12 protein-coding genes are annotated in these 14,908 nt (G+C 70.3%); 3 read left to right on the top strand and 9 right to left on the bottom strand.

All coding sequences use genetic code 11. The annotated features are described in order from the left end of the window. Positions 1 to 215 precede the first annotated feature (215 nt). Complete coding sequence (gene murA, locus ACIPSJ_RS00380; protein ID WP_355717257.1) at positions 216 to 1,556, top strand: UDP-N-acetylglucosamine 1-carboxyvinyltransferase; 1,341 nt, start codon at positions 216 to 218, stop codon at positions 1,554 to 1,556. Positions 1,557 to 1,659: 103 nt separating this feature from the next. Here murA and ACIPSJ_RS00375 read toward each other — a convergent pair whose 3' ends face one another. The 6 genes from ACIPSJ_RS00375 to ACIPSJ_RS00350 all read right to left on the bottom strand — a co-directional run bounded on the left by ACIPSJ_RS00375 (position 1,660) and on the right by ACIPSJ_RS00350 (position 8,652). Then, positions 1,660 to 1,941: an HU family DNA-binding protein gene (locus ACIPSJ_RS00375; protein ID WP_046733427.1), complete on the bottom strand. Its 282-nt coding sequence runs from the start codon at positions 1,939 to 1,941 to the stop codon at positions 1,660 to 1,662. Between the two features lie 260 nt (positions 1,942 to 2,201). Next, positions 2,202 to 3,605 carry an NAD-dependent malic enzyme gene (locus ACIPSJ_RS00370; protein ID WP_359220930.1) on the bottom strand — a complete coding sequence of 468 codons (1,404 nt, stop codon included), beginning with the start codon at positions 3,603 to 3,605 and terminating at the stop codon, positions 2,202 to 2,204. 352 nt (positions 3,606 to 3,957) lie between these two features. Next, positions 3,958 to 6,285, bottom strand: a complete 2,328-nt coding sequence (locus tag ACIPSJ_RS00365; protein WP_401342332.1) for a HelD family protein — start codon at positions 6,283 to 6,285, stop codon at positions 3,958 to 3,960. A gap of 60 nt (positions 6,286 to 6,345) precedes the next feature. Beyond that, positions 6,346 to 7,170 carry a zf-HC2 domain-containing protein gene (locus ACIPSJ_RS00360; protein ID WP_359220932.1) on the bottom strand — a complete coding sequence of 275 codons (825 nt, stop codon included), beginning with the start codon at positions 7,168 to 7,170 and terminating at the stop codon, positions 6,346 to 6,348. Beyond that, positions 7,170 to 7,691: a sigma-70 family RNA polymerase sigma factor gene (locus tag ACIPSJ_RS00355; protein ID WP_010039908.1), complete on the bottom strand. Its 522-nt coding sequence runs from the start codon at positions 7,689 to 7,691 to the stop codon at positions 7,170 to 7,172. The genes ACIPSJ_RS00360 and ACIPSJ_RS00355 overlap by 1 nt, the downstream gene beginning before the upstream one ends. A gap of 352 nt (positions 7,692 to 8,043) precedes the next feature. Next, the gene (locus ACIPSJ_RS00350; protein ID WP_359220935.1) at positions 8,044 to 8,652 is read right to left on the bottom strand and encodes an ABATE domain-containing protein; all 609 of its coding nucleotides are present in this window, start codon (positions 8,650 to 8,652) and stop codon (positions 8,044 to 8,046) included. Positions 8,653 to 8,933: 281 nt separating this feature from the next. On the opposite strand from ACIPSJ_RS00350, the gene ACIPSJ_RS00345 reads away from it, so the two are divergent. Then, positions 8,934 to 9,470 (top strand): peptidoglycan-binding protein, encoded by a 537-nt coding sequence (locus ACIPSJ_RS00345; RefSeq protein ID WP_359220938.1) that lies wholly within the window; start codon positions 8,934 to 8,936, stop codon positions 9,468 to 9,470. Here the strand turns inward: ACIPSJ_RS00345 and ACIPSJ_RS00340 are convergent. From ACIPSJ_RS00340 to ACIPSJ_RS00330, 3 genes are all read right to left on the bottom strand, one after another. Beyond that, positions 9,421 to 9,909: a helix-turn-helix domain-containing protein gene (locus ACIPSJ_RS00340; protein WP_401342329.1), complete on the bottom strand. Its 489-nt coding sequence runs from the start codon at positions 9,907 to 9,909 to the stop codon at positions 9,421 to 9,423. The genes ACIPSJ_RS00345 and ACIPSJ_RS00340 overlap by 50 nt on opposite strands. A gap of 305 nt (positions 9,910 to 10,214) precedes the next feature. Next, positions 10,215 to 11,381 (bottom strand): uroporphyrinogen-III synthase, encoded by a 1,167-nt coding sequence (locus ACIPSJ_RS00335; RefSeq protein ID WP_359220943.1) that lies wholly within the window; start codon positions 11,379 to 11,381, stop codon positions 10,215 to 10,217. A gap of 88 nt (positions 11,382 to 11,469) precedes the next feature. Then, positions 11,470 to 12,837: a nitrate/nitrite transporter gene (locus ACIPSJ_RS00330; protein WP_401342328.1), complete on the bottom strand. Its 1,368-nt coding sequence runs from the start codon at positions 12,835 to 12,837 to the stop codon at positions 11,470 to 11,472. Between the two features lie 604 nt (positions 12,838 to 13,441). Here ACIPSJ_RS00330 and ACIPSJ_RS00325 point away from each other — a divergent pair. Further along, positions 13,442 to 14,896, top strand: a complete 1,455-nt coding sequence (locus ACIPSJ_RS00325; protein ID WP_401342327.1) for a PE-PGRS family protein — start codon at positions 13,442 to 13,444, stop codon at positions 14,894 to 14,896. Positions 14,897 to 14,908: the final 12 nt, after the last annotated feature.

Genomic DNA, 14,908 nt, shown 5'->3' with positions numbered 1-14,908 from the left:
GCCAATGCGGGCCCGGGAGTGAATGCAGCTCAGGGCGGAAGGGAGCGCCCCCGGCGCACGGTGACGGGCGGTGACCCCATGTGCCCGAAGAGGAACCGTTCGTGTTGTGACACAGCTATGACGTAGCTGGGCGGTCCTTGGGCTTACGGCAGGGGGCCGATGGGCGATTACTCTGTCTTTCCGGCCCTGCCACAACTCCACGGAACGCGAGATTCATGACCGTCAACGACGATGTCCTGCTTGTCCACGGCGGCACCCCGCTGGAGGGCGAGATCCGTGTCCGCGGTGCGAAGAACCTCGTACCGAAGGCCATGGTCGCCGCCCTGCTGGGCAGTGCGCCCAGTCGGCTGCGCAACGTTCCGGACATCCGTGACGTGCGCGTCGTCCGCGGCCTGCTGCAGCTGCACGGGGTGACGGTGCGTCCGGGCGAGGAGCCGGGCGAGCTGGTGCTGGACCCGACGTACGTGGAGAGCGCGAACGTCGCGGACATCGATGCCCACGCGGGGTCGAGCCGGATCCCGATCCTGTTCTGCGGGCCGCTGCTGCACCGCCTTGGGCACGCGTTCATCCCCGGTCTCGGCGGCTGCGACATCGGCGGCCGACCGATCGACTTCCACTTCGACGTGCTGCGGCAGTTCGGCGCGACCATCGAGAAGCGCGCGGACGGCCAGTACCTGGAGGCCCCCAAGGGGCTGCGCGGCACGAAGATCCGGCTGCCGTACCCGTCCGTGGGCGCGACCGAGCAGGTGCTGCTGACGGCCGTGATGGCCGACGGGGTCACGGAGTTGTCCAACGCGGCCGTCGAGCCGGAGATCGAGGACCTCATCTGCGTGCTGCAGAAGATGGGCGCGATCATCGCGATCGACACGGACCGCACGATCCGCATCACCGGTGTGGAGAAGCTCGGCGGCTACACCCACCGCGCCCTGTCGGACCGTCTGGAGGCCGCGTCCTGGGCCTCGGCGGCGCTGGCGACCGAGGGCAACATCTACGTCCGGGGCGCCCAGCAGCGCTCGATGATGACGTTCCTGAACACCTACCGGAAGGTGGGCGGTGCCTTCGAGATCGACGACGAGGGCATCCGCTTCTGGCACCCCGGCGGCCAGCTGAAGTCCATCGCGCTGGAGACGGACGTGCACCCCGGCTTCCAGACCGACTGGCAGCAGCCGCTGGTGGTCGCCCTGACCCAGGCCACGGGCCTGTCGATCGTGCACGAGACGGTCTACGAGTCCCGCCTCGGCTTCACCTCCGCGCTCAACCAGATGGGTGCTCACATCCAGCTGTACCGCGAGTGCCTGGGCGGCTCGGCCTGCCGCTTCGGCCAGCGCAACTTCCTGCACTCCGCGGTCGTCTCCGGCCCCACCAAGCTCCAGGGCGCCGACCTCGTCATCCCCGACCTCCGCGGCGGCTTCTCGTACCTCATCGCCGCCCTCGCGGCCCAGGGCACCTCCCGCGTCCACGGCATCGACCTCATCAACCGCGGCTACGAGAACTTCATGGAGAAGCTCGTCGAACTCGGCGCGAAGGTGGAACTGCCGGGCAAGGCGCTCGGGTAGCGCCTGGCGGAGCGGTACGACGATGGGGCGGCCCCTGGTGGAGGGGCCGCCCCATCGTCGTGTTACGGGCCGCAGGCCGTCCCGTGGCCTGCGGACTGCAAGGTCACTTGCCCTTGGCGGCTTCCTTGAGCTTCGAGCCCGCGGAGACCTTCACGCTGTAGCCGGCGGGGATGTTGATCGGCTCGCCGGTCTGCGGGTTGCGCGCGGTACGAGCGGCACGGTGGGTGCGCTCGAAGGTCAGGAAGCCGGGGATGGTGACCTTCTCGTCGCCCTTGGAGACGATGTCGCCGACGACATCGGCGAACGCGGCCAGCACGGCGTCGGCGTCCTTGCGAGTCACCTCGGCACGGTCGGCCAGCGCGGCCACCAGCTCACTGCGGTTCATGTTGTTACTCCCGTGTTCTTCTTGCCATTGAGGCGTGCCACGCGGCGGAGCCGCATGTTGGGCCGGGACGCATCCTGCCCCCACCTGCGGCGGGAACGCCAATCCGGGTGCCGCCCATTACCCTACGGGTGGGCCGAAGGAGGGGTTTCACGACGCGCCGGTCGGATGGCGTGGCATGTTTCACAAACGTTTGCCCCGGTTGGGTTTCGGGTGCGGCCCGGTGGGGGCTGGTCGCGCAGTTCCCCGCGCCCCTAGAAACTTCAGGCGCCCTTCGCCGCTTCCCTGACCGCGCCCGCCACCGCGCCCGCGACCTTCTCGTTGAAGACGCTGGGAATGATGTAGTTGGGGTTCAGCTCGTCCTCGGTCACGACGTCCGCGAGGGCCTTCGCGGCCGCGAGCATCATGTCGGTGTTGACGGTGCGGGACTGCGCGTCCAGGAGGCCGCGGAAGACGCCCGGGAAGACCAGCACGTTGTTGATCTGGTTGGGGAAGTCGGAGCGGCCGGTGGCCACCACGGCGGCCGTCTGGCGGGCGACCGCCGGGTCCACCTCGGGGTCGGGGTTCGCGAGTGCGAACACGATCCCGCCCTCGGCCATGGCGGCCACGTCGTCGCCGTCGAGGACGTTCGGGGCGGAGACGCCGATGAAGACGTCGGCGCCGCGCACGGCCTCCTTCAGGGTGCCGGTGAGGTTCTCCGGGTTGGTGTTGTCGGCGATCCAGCGCAGCGGCGAGTCGGCGGAGGCGCCCACCAGGTCCTCGCGGGCGGAGTGCACGACCCCGTGGATGTCGGCGACGACGGCGTTCTTCACGCCGGCCGCGAGCAGCAGCTTGAGGATGGCCGTACCGGCCGCGCCGGCCCCGGACATGACGACCCGGATGTTCTCGATGGCCTTGCCGGTGACGCGAAGTGCGTTGGTCAGGGCGGCGAGGACGACGATCGCGGTGCCGTGCTGGTCGTCGTGGAAGACGGGGATGTCGAGGGCCTCGCGCAGCCGCGCCTCGATCTCGAAGCAGCGGGGGGCGGAGATGTCCTCCAGGTTGATGCCGGCGAAGCCCGGGGCGATCGCCTTGACGATCTCGACGATCGCGTCGGTGTCCTGGGTGTCGAGGCAGAGCGGCCAGGCGTCGATGCCGGCGAACCGCTTGAAGAGGGCCGCCTTGCCCTCCATGACCGGGAGAGCGGCCTTGGGGCCGATGTTGCCGAGGCCGAGGACCGCGGAGCCGTCCGTCACGACCGCAACGGAGTTGCGCTTGATGGTGAGGCGGCGCGCGTCCTCGGGGTTCTCCGCGATCGCCATGCACACGCGGGCCACGCCCGGGGTGTAGATCATGGAGAGGTCGTCACGGTTGCGGATGGGGTGCTTGGCCTGCATCTCGATCTTGCCGCCGAGGTGCATCAGGAAGGTACGGTCGGAGACCTTGCCGAGGGTGACGCCCTCGATGCCGCGCAGCTGCTGGACGATCTGGTCGGCGTGCGCGGTGGAGCTGGCCGCGATGGTGACGTCGATACGGAGCTTCTCGTGGCCGGACGCGGTGACGTCGAGGCCGGTGACCGAGCCCCCGGAGGACTCCACGGCGGTGGTGAGCTGCGAGACGGCGGTTCCGCTCGCGGGCACCTCCAGCCGGATGGTCATCGAGTAGGAGACGCTGGGCGCCGTTGCCATGGCCGACTTCCTTCGTTGTTTCACCGTGTCGCTGGTTTTGCCGTCCGATCGTCGCACCTACCGCCGGGTAGGCGTTAGCCGGGCCTTATTACGTGCGTATTGTTCGCGCAAAAAAGAGGCCCACGTCACACAGTGACGTGGGCCTCTTCTCCGTTTATGACACCGACCCGCCATGCTCGCCTCGCGGCAAGTGGTCGCTCGTAGCGACGAAGGTTGGGCCCGGGGGCTTGGATCGGGCCGGTGTCACGACAAGGCTAACAAACGGATCCCGTACGGCCATTCCCGTCCGGGGACTTCACAGGAAACCTCCAGCCGAACGGGCCTGTCGCCAGCCCCGTGCCCGGCCTCGTGCTCAGTCCCGGAGCAGGTCCGGCACCCCGGCCGCGTCCGGTTCGTCCCGCTCGCCGGAGACCACCGTCAGCTGCTGGGTCGCCCGGGTGAGGGCCACGTACAGCACGCGCAGCCCGGCCGGGGACTCGTCGGCGATCTCCGCGGGCGAGACGACGACCGTCGCGTCGTACTCCAGACCCTTGGCCTCCAGGCTGCCGAGGGCCACCACCCGGTCGCCGAGCCCGGCGAGCCAGCGGGCGGCCTCGGCGCGCCGGTCCATGGCGACGACCACGCCGACCGTGCCGTCGACCAGGTCGAGCAGGTGCTCGGCCTCCGCGCGCACGGTCTTCTCCAGCGAGTCGCGCACGGGGGCGAACCGGGGTTCGACACCGGTGGAGCGGACGGCCGAGGGGGACGTGGAGCCGGGCATGGCGAGGGCCAGCACCTTGGCGGCGAGGTCGGCGATCTCCGCGGGGTTGCGGTAGTTCACGGTGAGCTCGAAGCGGCGGCGCGGGCGGGAGCCGAGGGCCTCGTCGCGGGCCTCGGCCGCCTCGTCGGGGTCGGACCAGGAGGACTGGGCGGGGTCGCCGACGACCGTCCAGGTGGCGTGCCGGCCGCGGCGGCCGACCATGCGCCACTGCATCGGGGTGAGGTCCTGCGCCTCGTCGACGATGACGTGGGCGTACTCGACCCGTTCGGCCGCCAGCCGTTCGGCGCGCTCGCGCTGGGACTCCTCGCGCACCGGCATCAGCTCCTCCAGGCCGGTGAGCTGGTCCAGCGGGTCCGCCTCGCGCTTCCTGCGGGGGCGGACGGGGGCGCCGAGGATGGCCTGGAGCTCGTCGAGCATGGCGATGTCGTGCACGGTACGGCCGTCCCGCTTCAGGGAGCGGGCGACCCGGCGGACCTCGCCGGGGTTGAGGATGCGGCGGGCCCAGCGGCCGAGCCGGCGCTCGTCGGTCATGGCCGTGAGGACGGCCTGCGGGGTGAGCTCGGGCCACCAGGCGTCGAGGAACGCGATGAAGGAGTCCTCCGTGACGATGTCCTCGTCGAAGGAGGCGCGCAGTTCGGCGGCGAGTTCCGGGTCGCTGTGCCGGCCGGCCGCACCGGAGCGGGCCCAGAGGGCGTCGAGCAGGAGCTTGCGGGCGCGCGGGCGCAGGAGGTTGACCGGGGCCGTGCCGCCCAGCGCGTTGTGTCTGACGCGGTCCAGTTCCTCGGCCTCCAGCTCCAGCCGGCGGTTGAAGGCGACGACTCTGAGCCGGGTCGGTGAGTCGTTCAGCTCCAGGGCTCCGCGGGCGGCCTTGCGCAGCACCCGGAGCATCCGGGAGGAGCCCTTGGCGCGGGCGGTGGCCGGCGTGTCGTAGAGGGTGGCCTCGGCGCCGTCGACGAGGGAGCCGATGGCGCGGATGGCGACCTGGCCCTCCTCGCCGAGGGACGGCAGGACCCCTTCGGTGTACGCCACGAGGAGCGGGGTCGGGGAGACGATCAGGATGCCGCCCGCGTAGCGGCGCCGGTCCTGGTAGAGCAGGTAGGCGGCGCGGTGCAGGGCGACGGCGGTCTTGCCGGTGCCGGGGCCGCCCTCGACGTAGGTGACGGAGGCGGCGGGGGCGCGGATGACCAGGTCCTGCTCGGCCTGGATGGAGGCGACGATGTCCCGCATGGTGTGGGTGCGGGCCTGGCCGAGGGCGGCCATCAGGGCGCCGTCGCCGATCACGGGCAGTTCGCGGCCGTCGAGGCGGGCGGTGAGCTCGGGGCGCATCAGGTCGTCCTCGACACCGAGGACCCTGCGGCCCTTGGAGCGGATCACCCGGCGTCGTACGACACGCCCGGGATCCACCGGAGTGGACCTGTAGAAGGGAGCCGCGGCGGGTGCCCGCCAGTCGATGACCAGGGGGGCGTAGTCCTGGTCGAGGACGCCGATGCGGCCGATGTGCAGGGTCTCGGCGATGTCGGCGGAGTTGTCGGCGCGGACCGCGCCCTCGGCCGGTTCCACGGCGGTGTAGGCGCCGTCGGGCCCCTTCTTGCCGTCCCTGCCGAGGAGCAGGTCGATCCGGCCGAAGAGGAAGTCCTCGAACTCGTTGTTGAGCCGGTTGAGGTGGACGCCCGCCCGGAATACCTGGGCGTCCCGCTCCGCGAGTGCGCCGGGCGTACCTACCTGACCGCGCTTGGCCGCGTCGTTCATCAGGAACTCCGCCTCGTGGATCTTCTCCTCAAGACGCCGGTACACCCGGTCGAGGTGTTCCTGTTCGACGCTGATCTCACGGTCCCGAACGGAGTCCTGGACCGAGTCCTGGACGGCATCCTGTTCGGGGCCGTGAGAGCCGACCGCGGATTGCTGAGCCTGAGCGGCCACCGGGCCCCCTTCTGACGTGCTGGGCAGCCGTCAACCGTACGCGAAGGGGGCCCGCTGAAGCTACGCGCTGACCGAGACCAGCTTCTTGCCGTCGAAGGTCATGACCTCGAAGTGGTCGATCTGGCTGGGGGTGAAGGCGGCGCCGCCGTGGACGTAGAGAGGCTCCTTGGCCTTCGCCGTCTTGGCGTCCGTGATGCCGTAGCCCCAGTTCGGGACGGACCAGGAGGTCACCGTCTCGCGCTCGCCGTTCTTGCCGACGGCGATGAGCGAGCACTTCTTCGGGCCGGTGACGTTCTTGAGCTGGAGGACCGCGTGGGTGCCCCAGTCCTTCTTCTCGACGGCGACGGTCGCGGTGACGTGGGTCGTCGGGTCCGTGGCCGTCTGCTTGTCGGACATCGTCTGGAAGGCCTGCTGGGCCGGGCCCATGGCGATGTCGCCGCCGCTGCTGCCGCTGTCCGAGCCGCTCAGCGCCACGCCGGCCGCCGCACCGCCGGCGATCAGCACGACCGAGGCGGCCAGGCCGAAGAGGCTGCGCCGGCTGCGGACCTTCCGCTTCTCGGCGACCTCGACGACGAGCTTCTCCACCATCCGCGGGCTGGGCTTGGCGGACAGCGACTCACCGATGGACGGTGTCGATCCGGAGCCCGGCAGATCGGCCAGGGCGGCCAGCATGGGCTCCATTCCGGCCAGCTCGTCGAGCTGCTGGGCGCACCACTCACATCCGGCCAGATGGGCCTCGAAAGCGGTTGCCTCGGCATCGTCGAGAATCCCCAGCGCATACGCGCCGACCGTCTCGTGCTCATTGGGCACCGGAGATTCCTGCATAGCACCAGACATACCCGAACCACCTGTGCCGAACCCGCCGTGCCCCCCGTACACACTCATCACGCCGTCACCCCCCGCTCCTCCAGAGCCAGCTTCATCGACCTGAGGGCATAGAAGACCCGCGAACGGACGGTGCCGCTGGGTATACCCAGCGTTTCGGCCGCCTCGTTGACGGTACGCCCCTTGAAGTACGTCTCGACGAGCACCTCCCGGTGGGCCGGGGTCAGGTCGTCGAGCGCGTCGGACAGCGTCATCAGCCACAGCGCCTTGTCGATCTCGTCCTCCGCGGGGATGACCTCCAGCGGCGACGGATCGACCTCCTGCGGCCGGGCCTGCCGGCTGCGGTGACCGTCGATGACGATGCGGCGAGCGACCGTCACCAGCCAGGGGCGTACCGATCCGGTCGCTCGATTGAGCTGGCCGGCGTTCTTCCAGGCACGGATGAGTGTCTCTTGCACGACGTCCTCGGCGCGTTGCCGATCACCGGCGACCAGCCGAAGGACATACGCAAGGAGTGGTCCGGCGTGCTCTCGGTAGAGGGCACGCATCAGCTCCTCATCAGGCTCCGAGGGCTGGGACATGCGATGTCGGGCCCTCGATCCACGTTCATTGGCCACGGCCGCATCCTTGCGCACGCCCACCTCCGGTGTCCGGGGGTTCCCCCAGTCGGTCGCTCCCCCACCGGTACGGAAGTGGCATGCGGGGTGTTCAACAAGACCCCACATTTTTCAGCTGGGTGACATGACGAGCGGGACATGACCGCACATTCCCACCGCGTGATCTTTACATTTCCGACACAACGTCGACGGCGGTCGAGCTGCCCGTACGCGCCCGTCATCAAACGGAGTGTTGTCGAAATCACTTTGAAGAAGCTTCGATGAAGATCCGACAGAAGCCGTGAAAGGGACAGGAGTTGCGGAGATCCCGTCCGGTTCAGGCGCGGGCGAGCGCGGCGCGCCGCCGGTGCCGGGCCACCCGCTCGCGGTTGCCGCAGACCTCGCTGGAGCACCAGCGGCGCCTGCGCCCCCGGGACGTGTCCAGGTACACGAGGGGGCAGTTGTCGCCCTCGCACTCCCTGATCGCCGCCCGCGCGACGGGGTCGGTGAGCAGCTCCACGGTGTCCCGCGCGACGGCCGCGAGCAGGGCCGCGCACTCGGCCGGACCGGCCAACTCCCGCACCAGGACCCCGCCCTCGCCCGGCACGGCGCGCGGGGCCGGGGGCGCGGCGGCGCGGGCGAGGTCGTTGACCCGGGCGAGCGCGAGATCGTACGACCGTGCGCTGCCGTTGTTCCGGCCGGTGTTCCGGTCGCGCACCAACCGCTCCACCTGGGCGCGCAGTTCGCGGAAGTCCACGAGCCAGCCGGTGTCGGCGTGCGGCAGCGGGGTGCCCGGCGGGACGAGTCCCGATCCGGTGATCCAGGCCCGCAACGGCCCGAGCGCGTCGAGCCGTTCGCCGGGGTGCGTGGTCGCCAGCAGGTCCAGGCAGACCCGCCCGGCGTCGAAGCGCAGCTCGTAGGGGGCCGCGGCCGTACCCAGTGCCATGTGCCTGCCACCGCCTTAGGACAGGGAACCGTGTTCCTTCACAGTGCCCGGCGCGGCGGGCCGCCGGAAGCCCTCGTACCGGTGTTCCACGAGGTTCCCGTCCGACCCGCACCCGGCGGGGACACCGGAGCACGGCGTACGGGTCGTCCCCGTTCGGTCCGGGGACCCCGGCAGGCCTCGCCGCCCCCGCCGACGACCGTGACGCTGTCTCCTGCGAAAGCACAGCGAGCCGCCCCAGGGGGGACCCCGCCGGGGGACGGCGGTTCAGAAAGGACACGTTCATGAGCATGCGCACCCGGGTCGTCGCGCTGGCGACGGCCGTACTGCTGGGGGCCGGTGGTGGCCTGGCCCTGGCACCGGCCGCGAGCGCCGCCCCGTACCACGGGATAGACGGCGGCGGCTCCGTCCTCGACGACTGGCAGGACGAGGAGAACCTCGGCGTCGACGACTACGCGAGCAGCAACGCGACGGCCCTGTGGGAGACCGTCCTGTGGGCGGACGGCGCCCAGTGGCAGGACGACGACGGCGACTCGCACCCGTTCACCAAGAGCCTGATCGACGGCTCGTTCGGCCCCGAGACCGAATCGGCCACCCAGTGGTGGCAGGACCACTTCAACCTGTCGGACAACGACGGCGTCGTCACCGACCAGACCTGGACCTTCGCCCAGCAGCGGCTCACCGGCCCGGCCTCCGGCGGCATCGTCACCTACAACGGCACCGTGCGGAAGGCCACCTTCAAGCGGGTCAGCAACAAGTACCGGGTGCGGATCAAGGGCACCGGGTCCTGGCGGATCGCGTACTACGACCAGCTCGGCTGAGCGCGCTCCCGGGGCGGGCGGCCGGCCGGTCGCCCGCCCTGCGGGGCAGCGCCCACAGCAGCCCGGCGGCCAGCAGCGCGGCGAGGACGGACGCGGCGAGCGCGGCGGTCCGCCACCGCCGCTGCCCCGTGGGCGGCTCGGGCGCCGCTTCCGCGGGCGGCTCCGCCGCGCCCTGCGGCCAGGCCTGTTCGGCCAGTTCCCACAGCGCCAGCAGCCGCGTCCGGTCCCCGCCGCCGAGCCGGCACAGCATCTGCGCGGCATCCCTCGGCGGCAGTCTGTCCCCGCTCAGATAGCGCTGCCAGGACGACTTGCTGTACGCGGTGCGCCGGGCCAGTTCGGCGAGGCTCAGTCCGGTGCGGCCCTTCAGGACGCGCAGATGCTCGACCAGGTGCCGGGCCTCCCCCGGCAGTGCGGCCGGCAAGGGCTGCCAGCGTGTCATTCCGTCCCCCCGTGTGCCGTGTCGGCGCCAGCCTGCCGCCCGGGCGGCAAGATCCGGCAGAGCGCATGCGCGCGGTCCCGGGGCACGCGCGGTCGCACACGCGCGTCCGCACGGGACGGCCCGGCCCACACGGGCAGGAACGGACCCGAGTGGTGACCCGGGGACCGCCCCCTACGGCCCGTGGCCGGGAGGCGGTCCCCACAACGTCGTACGACGGTCAGCCGGTCCGCCCACCTCCGGTGGCGAAAACGCACCGCACCCCGCGCCCCCAGACCGCTCCACGGCCGGGTCGTCGGCGGCCGGTCTCACGCGTCGGCGTACTTGGTGTCCGCCGCCGGGTCGAGTGCGAGCCGGTAGCCGCGCTTGACCACCGTCTGGATCAGCTTCGGGGCGCCCAGGGCCGTGCGCAGGCGGGCCATCGCCGTCTCCACCGCGTGCTCGTCGCGGCCGGCGCCCGGCAGCGCGCGCAGCAGTTCGGCGCGGGCCACCACCCAGCCCGGCCGCCGGGCCAGCGCCCGCAGCAGGGACATCCCGGCCGGCGGCACCGGCTTGAGCGCGCCGTCCACGAGGACGGCGTGCCCGCGGATCTCCACCCGGTGCCCGGCGACCGGCAACGCCCGCGCCCGGGACGGCAGTTCCTGGCAGAGCAGCTGGACGAGCGGACCGAGCCGGAAGCGTTCCGGCTGGACCGTGTCGACGCCGAGCGCCTGCAGCGGCAGCGCGGTGACCGGTCCGACGCAGGCCGGTACGACGTCGTGGTTGAGGGCGGCGAGCAGGTCGCCCCGCAGCCCCCGGTCCTCGGCGCGCGAGAGCAGCGAGGCCGCGGCGGGCGCGCTGGTGAACGTGATGGCGTCGACGGAGCGGGAGACGACCGCGTCCAGGAGCCGGTCCACCGGCCCGAGGTCCTCCGGCGGCATCCACCGGTACACCGGCACCGGCACCACCTCCGCACCCGCCGCCCGCAGCGACTCCACGAACCCGGGCAGCGGCTCCCCGTGCAGCTGTACGGCGATCCGGCGGCCGTCGACGCCCTCCTCCAGGAGGCGGTCGAGCACCTCGGCCATCGACTCGGAGGACGGCGACCACTCCTCGGTCAGCCCGGCGGCCCGGATCGCCCCCTTCACCTTGGGCCCGCGGGCCAGCAGCTCCACGTCCCGGAGCCGCCCGAGCAGCTGCTCGCCGACGCCCCAGCCGTCGGCGGCCTCGACCCAGCCGCGGAACCCGATCGCGGTGGTCGCCACCACGATGTCCGGTACCTGGTCGACGATCTCCTTCGTGGCGGCGAGCAGTTCGCCGTCGTCGGCGAGCGGCACGATGCGCAGGGCGGGGGCGTGCAGGACGGCGGCACCGCGCCGCTGGAGCAGTGCCCCGAGCTCGTCGGCGCGGCGCGCGGCCGTGACCCCCACGGTGAATCCCGCGAGGGGACCGTGCTGACCGCCGCCGTCGCCCGACCGCTGCTGTTCCTCGTACATGGCTGCTCTCCTAGCTGACCCGCATGCCGAACGAGCCTGTCAACGGTCCGTGACAGGCTCGGTTCGACTTGATGTCACCAGTGTTACGTCACACCTCGGCGTAGCTGAGCTGCGCCTTTGTCTCGGTGGCGGCTGCGGCCCGCCCCTGCGCGGCGGGCCGGCGAAGGTATACGGCCCAGGTGACCGCGAAGCACAGGCCGTAGAAGGCCAGGAAGGCGACGAAGGCCCCGGTGCCGCTGCCGTAGGAGAGGTACGACTGCCGGAAGGCGAGGTTGATGCCGACGCCGCCGAGCGCGCCGACGGCCCCGATGAGCCCCATGGAGGCCCCGGACAGCCGCCGCCCGTAGGCCGCGGCCTCGTCACCGGCGAGCCCCTTGGCGAGTGCCTTGGTCTGGAAGATGCCGGGGATCATCTTGTACGTGGACCCGTTCCCCAGCCCGCTGAGCACGAACAGCACGACGAAGACGGTGACGAAGAACGGCAGTGACTTCTCGATGCTGGCGATGACGAGGAGGCCGGTGGCGGTGGCCATGCCGACGTAGTTCCACAGGGTGATCTTCGCGCCGCCGTACTTGTCGGCGAGCCAGCCGCCGACGGGCCGGATCAGGGAGCCGAGCAGCGGGCCGACGAAGGTGAGGTAGGCGGCCTGCAGCGGGGTGCGCCCGAACTGGACCTGCAGCACCTGCCCGAAGGCGAAGGCGTACCCGATGAACGACCCGAACGTCCCGACGTAGAGGAAGGACATGATCCAGGTGTGGGCGTCCTTGGCGGCGTCGATCGCGGCGCCGGTGTCGTTCTTCACGGTGGCGAGGTTGTCCATGAAGAGCGCGGCGAGCACGGCGGCGACGACGATCAGCGGAATGTAGATGCCCAGCAGCACGCGCGGCCCGCCGCTCGCCCCGATGATCGCGAGGGCGACCAGCTGGATGACCGGCACGCCGATGTTGCCGCCACCCGCGTTGAGCCCCAGCGCCCACCCCTTCTTCCGCAGCGGGAAGAAGGCGTTGATGTTGGTCATGCTGCTCGCGAAGTTGCCGCCGCCGATGCCGGCCAGCAGCCCGACGAGCAGGAACGTGTTGAACGACGTCCCCGGCTTCATCACCGCGAAGGCGGCGACGGTGGGGACGAGCAGCAGTCCGGCGCTGATGATCGTCCAGTTCCGGCCGCCGAAGAGCGCGACGGCGAAGGTGTACGGCACCCGGACGACCGCGCCGACCAGGGTGACCATCGAGGTCAGCAGGAACTTGTCGGCCGGGGTGAGCCCGTACTCCGGGCCCATGAACAGCACCAGCACGGACCACATGGTCCAGATCGAGAACCCGATGTGCTCGGAGAGAACCGAGAAGATCAGGTTCCGGCGTGCGACCTTCTCGCCGGTCGCGTTCCAGAACGCCTCGTCCTCCGGATCCCACTCCTGGATCCAGCGACTACGGGAAGTAGGGGCTGGGGCTGTCATGACGCCTCCACGGTGCTCCGCGTGCTCGGGCTGCTACGAGTGACTAGGCCCGAAGGTAGGGACGCGTCGTTTCCACCCTGTACCTACGAGTGACCGGAAAGGAACGTTGCTCTCACCCTGGGGGGAGGGCGGGTGAGAGGTCGGGGTGGGAGGGGGTACGGCGGCTGCTGAAAGCAGGGGGGCGGGCGGCTGCCGGTCGTAGTCGGCGGGGCTGCGTACGGGCCCGGCCGCTCTGGCCACCGTGAAGACGGCCCACTGTCGGGTTGACAGGGGGACTACCGGACGGGAGCCGACTGCATCGGCGCTGGCACAGACATCCGTATCGGCTTGCCGAGCGGCGGATACCGCAGGCGTCTCATCACCACGAGCGGGTTCCCCCGCATCAACATCCGGGAGCGGCGCCCCGACTCGACTCACGCGGCAGAAACGGACCGTCGGCTGACATTCACCTTTGCCCTGGTGGTTGGCAGGTGAGCATCGTGTGCGGCTCCGTACCCCCTCCCATTTCCTGGACGGGAAGCATGACAAGCACGCATAGGATGTGGCGCCTGCTCAGGGCCATCACGGTACCGGCGAGGCAAAGAACTCAGGGGGAGACAGCAACGTGAGGACCGTCAACCCGGACGACCTGGAGCAGCTCGCCAAGCTCTTGCAGGGGCGAGGCGGTGTCCAGGACAAGCTTGACGAGGCCTTCACGAGAGCCTCCCGGCTGAATGTCTCCGGCAAGTTGGCGGCACTGAAGCCCCTGCGGAGCTGGGTCACCGACACCGGGCCGGACCTTCGCAAGCGTGCGGGGATCGCCCGGTTGGAAAGCGGCGATCCGGAGGCGGGCCTACGCTGGGCCGGTTTCAGCGGCGAGGACATTCGGAACCACAAGGGCCAAGAACTCACGCCGGACCAGGTGCTGCTGGCCAATTCGGTGGCCGCAAGCGATGATCCGGCAGCCAAGTCCTTGCGGCGGGGCGACGACGAGTCGATCGACGCATGGATCGAACGCCTTGAAGTGACCGCTCTGACGAAAATTCCCGGCCTTCAGCCGCACGAGAAGACAGTCGCGGCATTCGTCGGGGCCGTCAGAGAGTACAAGGGGTTCACTGATACGGCCGCAGAGACAACCCTTGTTGCGACGACCCTGACGAGGGTTCTGGTGGGCAACCGCATCCGCACTGCGTGGCGTACGGGCGGATGGACTCAACCCATCCAGGACAGCGTGTACAACCTGGTACGGAGGAGCGGAAACAGGGTCCTGGTGCGTTGGGGCAGGGACGTAAGGGCCTGGTATCCGGAGCTCAAGTCGCTTAACGCCCCGGGTTCGTGGCTTCCCACGAAAATTGCCAACCTCGTTTACCGAAGCCAGGGATTCCAGCAACTGGGACGCCTCCCTGGAATGTCCTCGGTGCAGACCTGGGCCAGCAGCAGGGGATGGAACAGGCTCGCCGGTTCCCGGTTCATGGATATGGGACCGAACTCGATCGTCCGATTCATTGGCGGAAACAACGAGTTGGCGGCAGCGTTCGGAGAGACCACGCACGCGGGCGTCGCCGCCAGAGCGGCCAGCGCCAACCTCTTCAAGGTCGCCGGCAACGCCTACACGGATGCGCGCAGCGTGCAGGGACTGGGCCGGGGAGCAGCGGCGCTCAGAGGCCTGACCACCACCGGCAAGGTGGCCGGCGCCTTTCGCGGCGTCGGTGTGCTGGGCGGTATCGCCTCGACCGCCATCAGCGCCAACACGCTCTATCACGATGGCTTGCCCTGGGAAAAGGGTAATTTCTCAACACGGGAAAAGGGTGCTTCCTATGTCGCGGATGTCGCCGAGACCGGGTTCAACGCATCCCTGACCGCAGCCACCCTCGCACCCAACCCCATCACCATCGGTGCCACCGTCGTGTTCGGTGCCGTCTACTTGGGTGCCAAGGTCGTACAGCACTGGGACGGCATCAAGAAGGGCGCGGGCGAGGCAGCGGAGGCGGTTGGCAACGCCGCCGAGGAAGCCGTGACGGACCCAGTAGGCACGGCTAAAAAAGTCGGCCATGCACTCAATCCAAAGAACTGGTTCTGACCCTGCGCGCAA

The sequence above is a fragment of the Streptomyces sp. NPDC090088 genome, assembly GCF_044747345.1.
Taxonomy (GTDB): domain Bacteria; phylum Actinomycetota; class Actinomycetes; order Streptomycetales; family Streptomycetaceae; genus Streptomyces.
The sequence above is the reverse complement of the archived record's forward strand: the minus strand, read 5'-3'. Positions and strand labels throughout refer to the sequence as shown.

Coding starts and splice junctions, on each gene's coding strand:
- ACIPSJ_RS00350 (WP_359220935.1), bottom strand. CDS start 8,652: ATGGCACTGGGTACGGCCGCGGCCCCCTACGAGCTGCGCTTCGACGCC.
- ACIPSJ_RS00345 (WP_359220938.1), top strand. CDS start 8,934: ATGAGCATGCGCACCCGGGTCGTCGCGCTGGCGACGGCCGTACTGCTG.
- ACIPSJ_RS00330 (WP_401342328.1), bottom strand. CDS start 12,837: ATGACAGCCCCAGCCCCTACTTCCCGTAGTCGCTGGATCCAGGAGTGG.
- ACIPSJ_RS00370 (WP_359220930.1), bottom strand. CDS start 3,605: ATGGCAACGGCGCCCAGCGTCTCCTACTCGATGACCATCCGGCTGGAG.
- ACIPSJ_RS00355 (WP_010039908.1), bottom strand. CDS start 7,691: ATGTCCCAGCCCTCGGAGCCTGATGAGGAGCTGATGCGTGCCCTCTAC.
- ACIPSJ_RS00340 (WP_401342329.1), bottom strand. CDS start 9,909: ATGACACGCTGGCAGCCCTTGCCGGCCGCACTGCCGGGGGAGGCCCGG.
- murA (WP_355717257.1), top strand. CDS start 216: ATGACCGTCAACGACGATGTCCTGCTTGTCCACGGCGGCACCCCGCTG.
- ACIPSJ_RS00375 (WP_046733427.1), bottom strand. CDS start 1,941: ATGAACCGCAGTGAGCTGGTGGCCGCGCTGGCCGACCGTGCCGAGGTG.
- ACIPSJ_RS00335 (WP_359220943.1), bottom strand. CDS start 11,381: ATGTACGAGGAACAGCAGCGGTCGGGCGACGGCGGCGGTCAGCACGGT.
- ACIPSJ_RS00360 (WP_359220932.1), bottom strand. CDS start 7,170: ATGAGTGTGTACGGGGGGCACGGCGGGTTCGGCACAGGTGGTTCGGGT.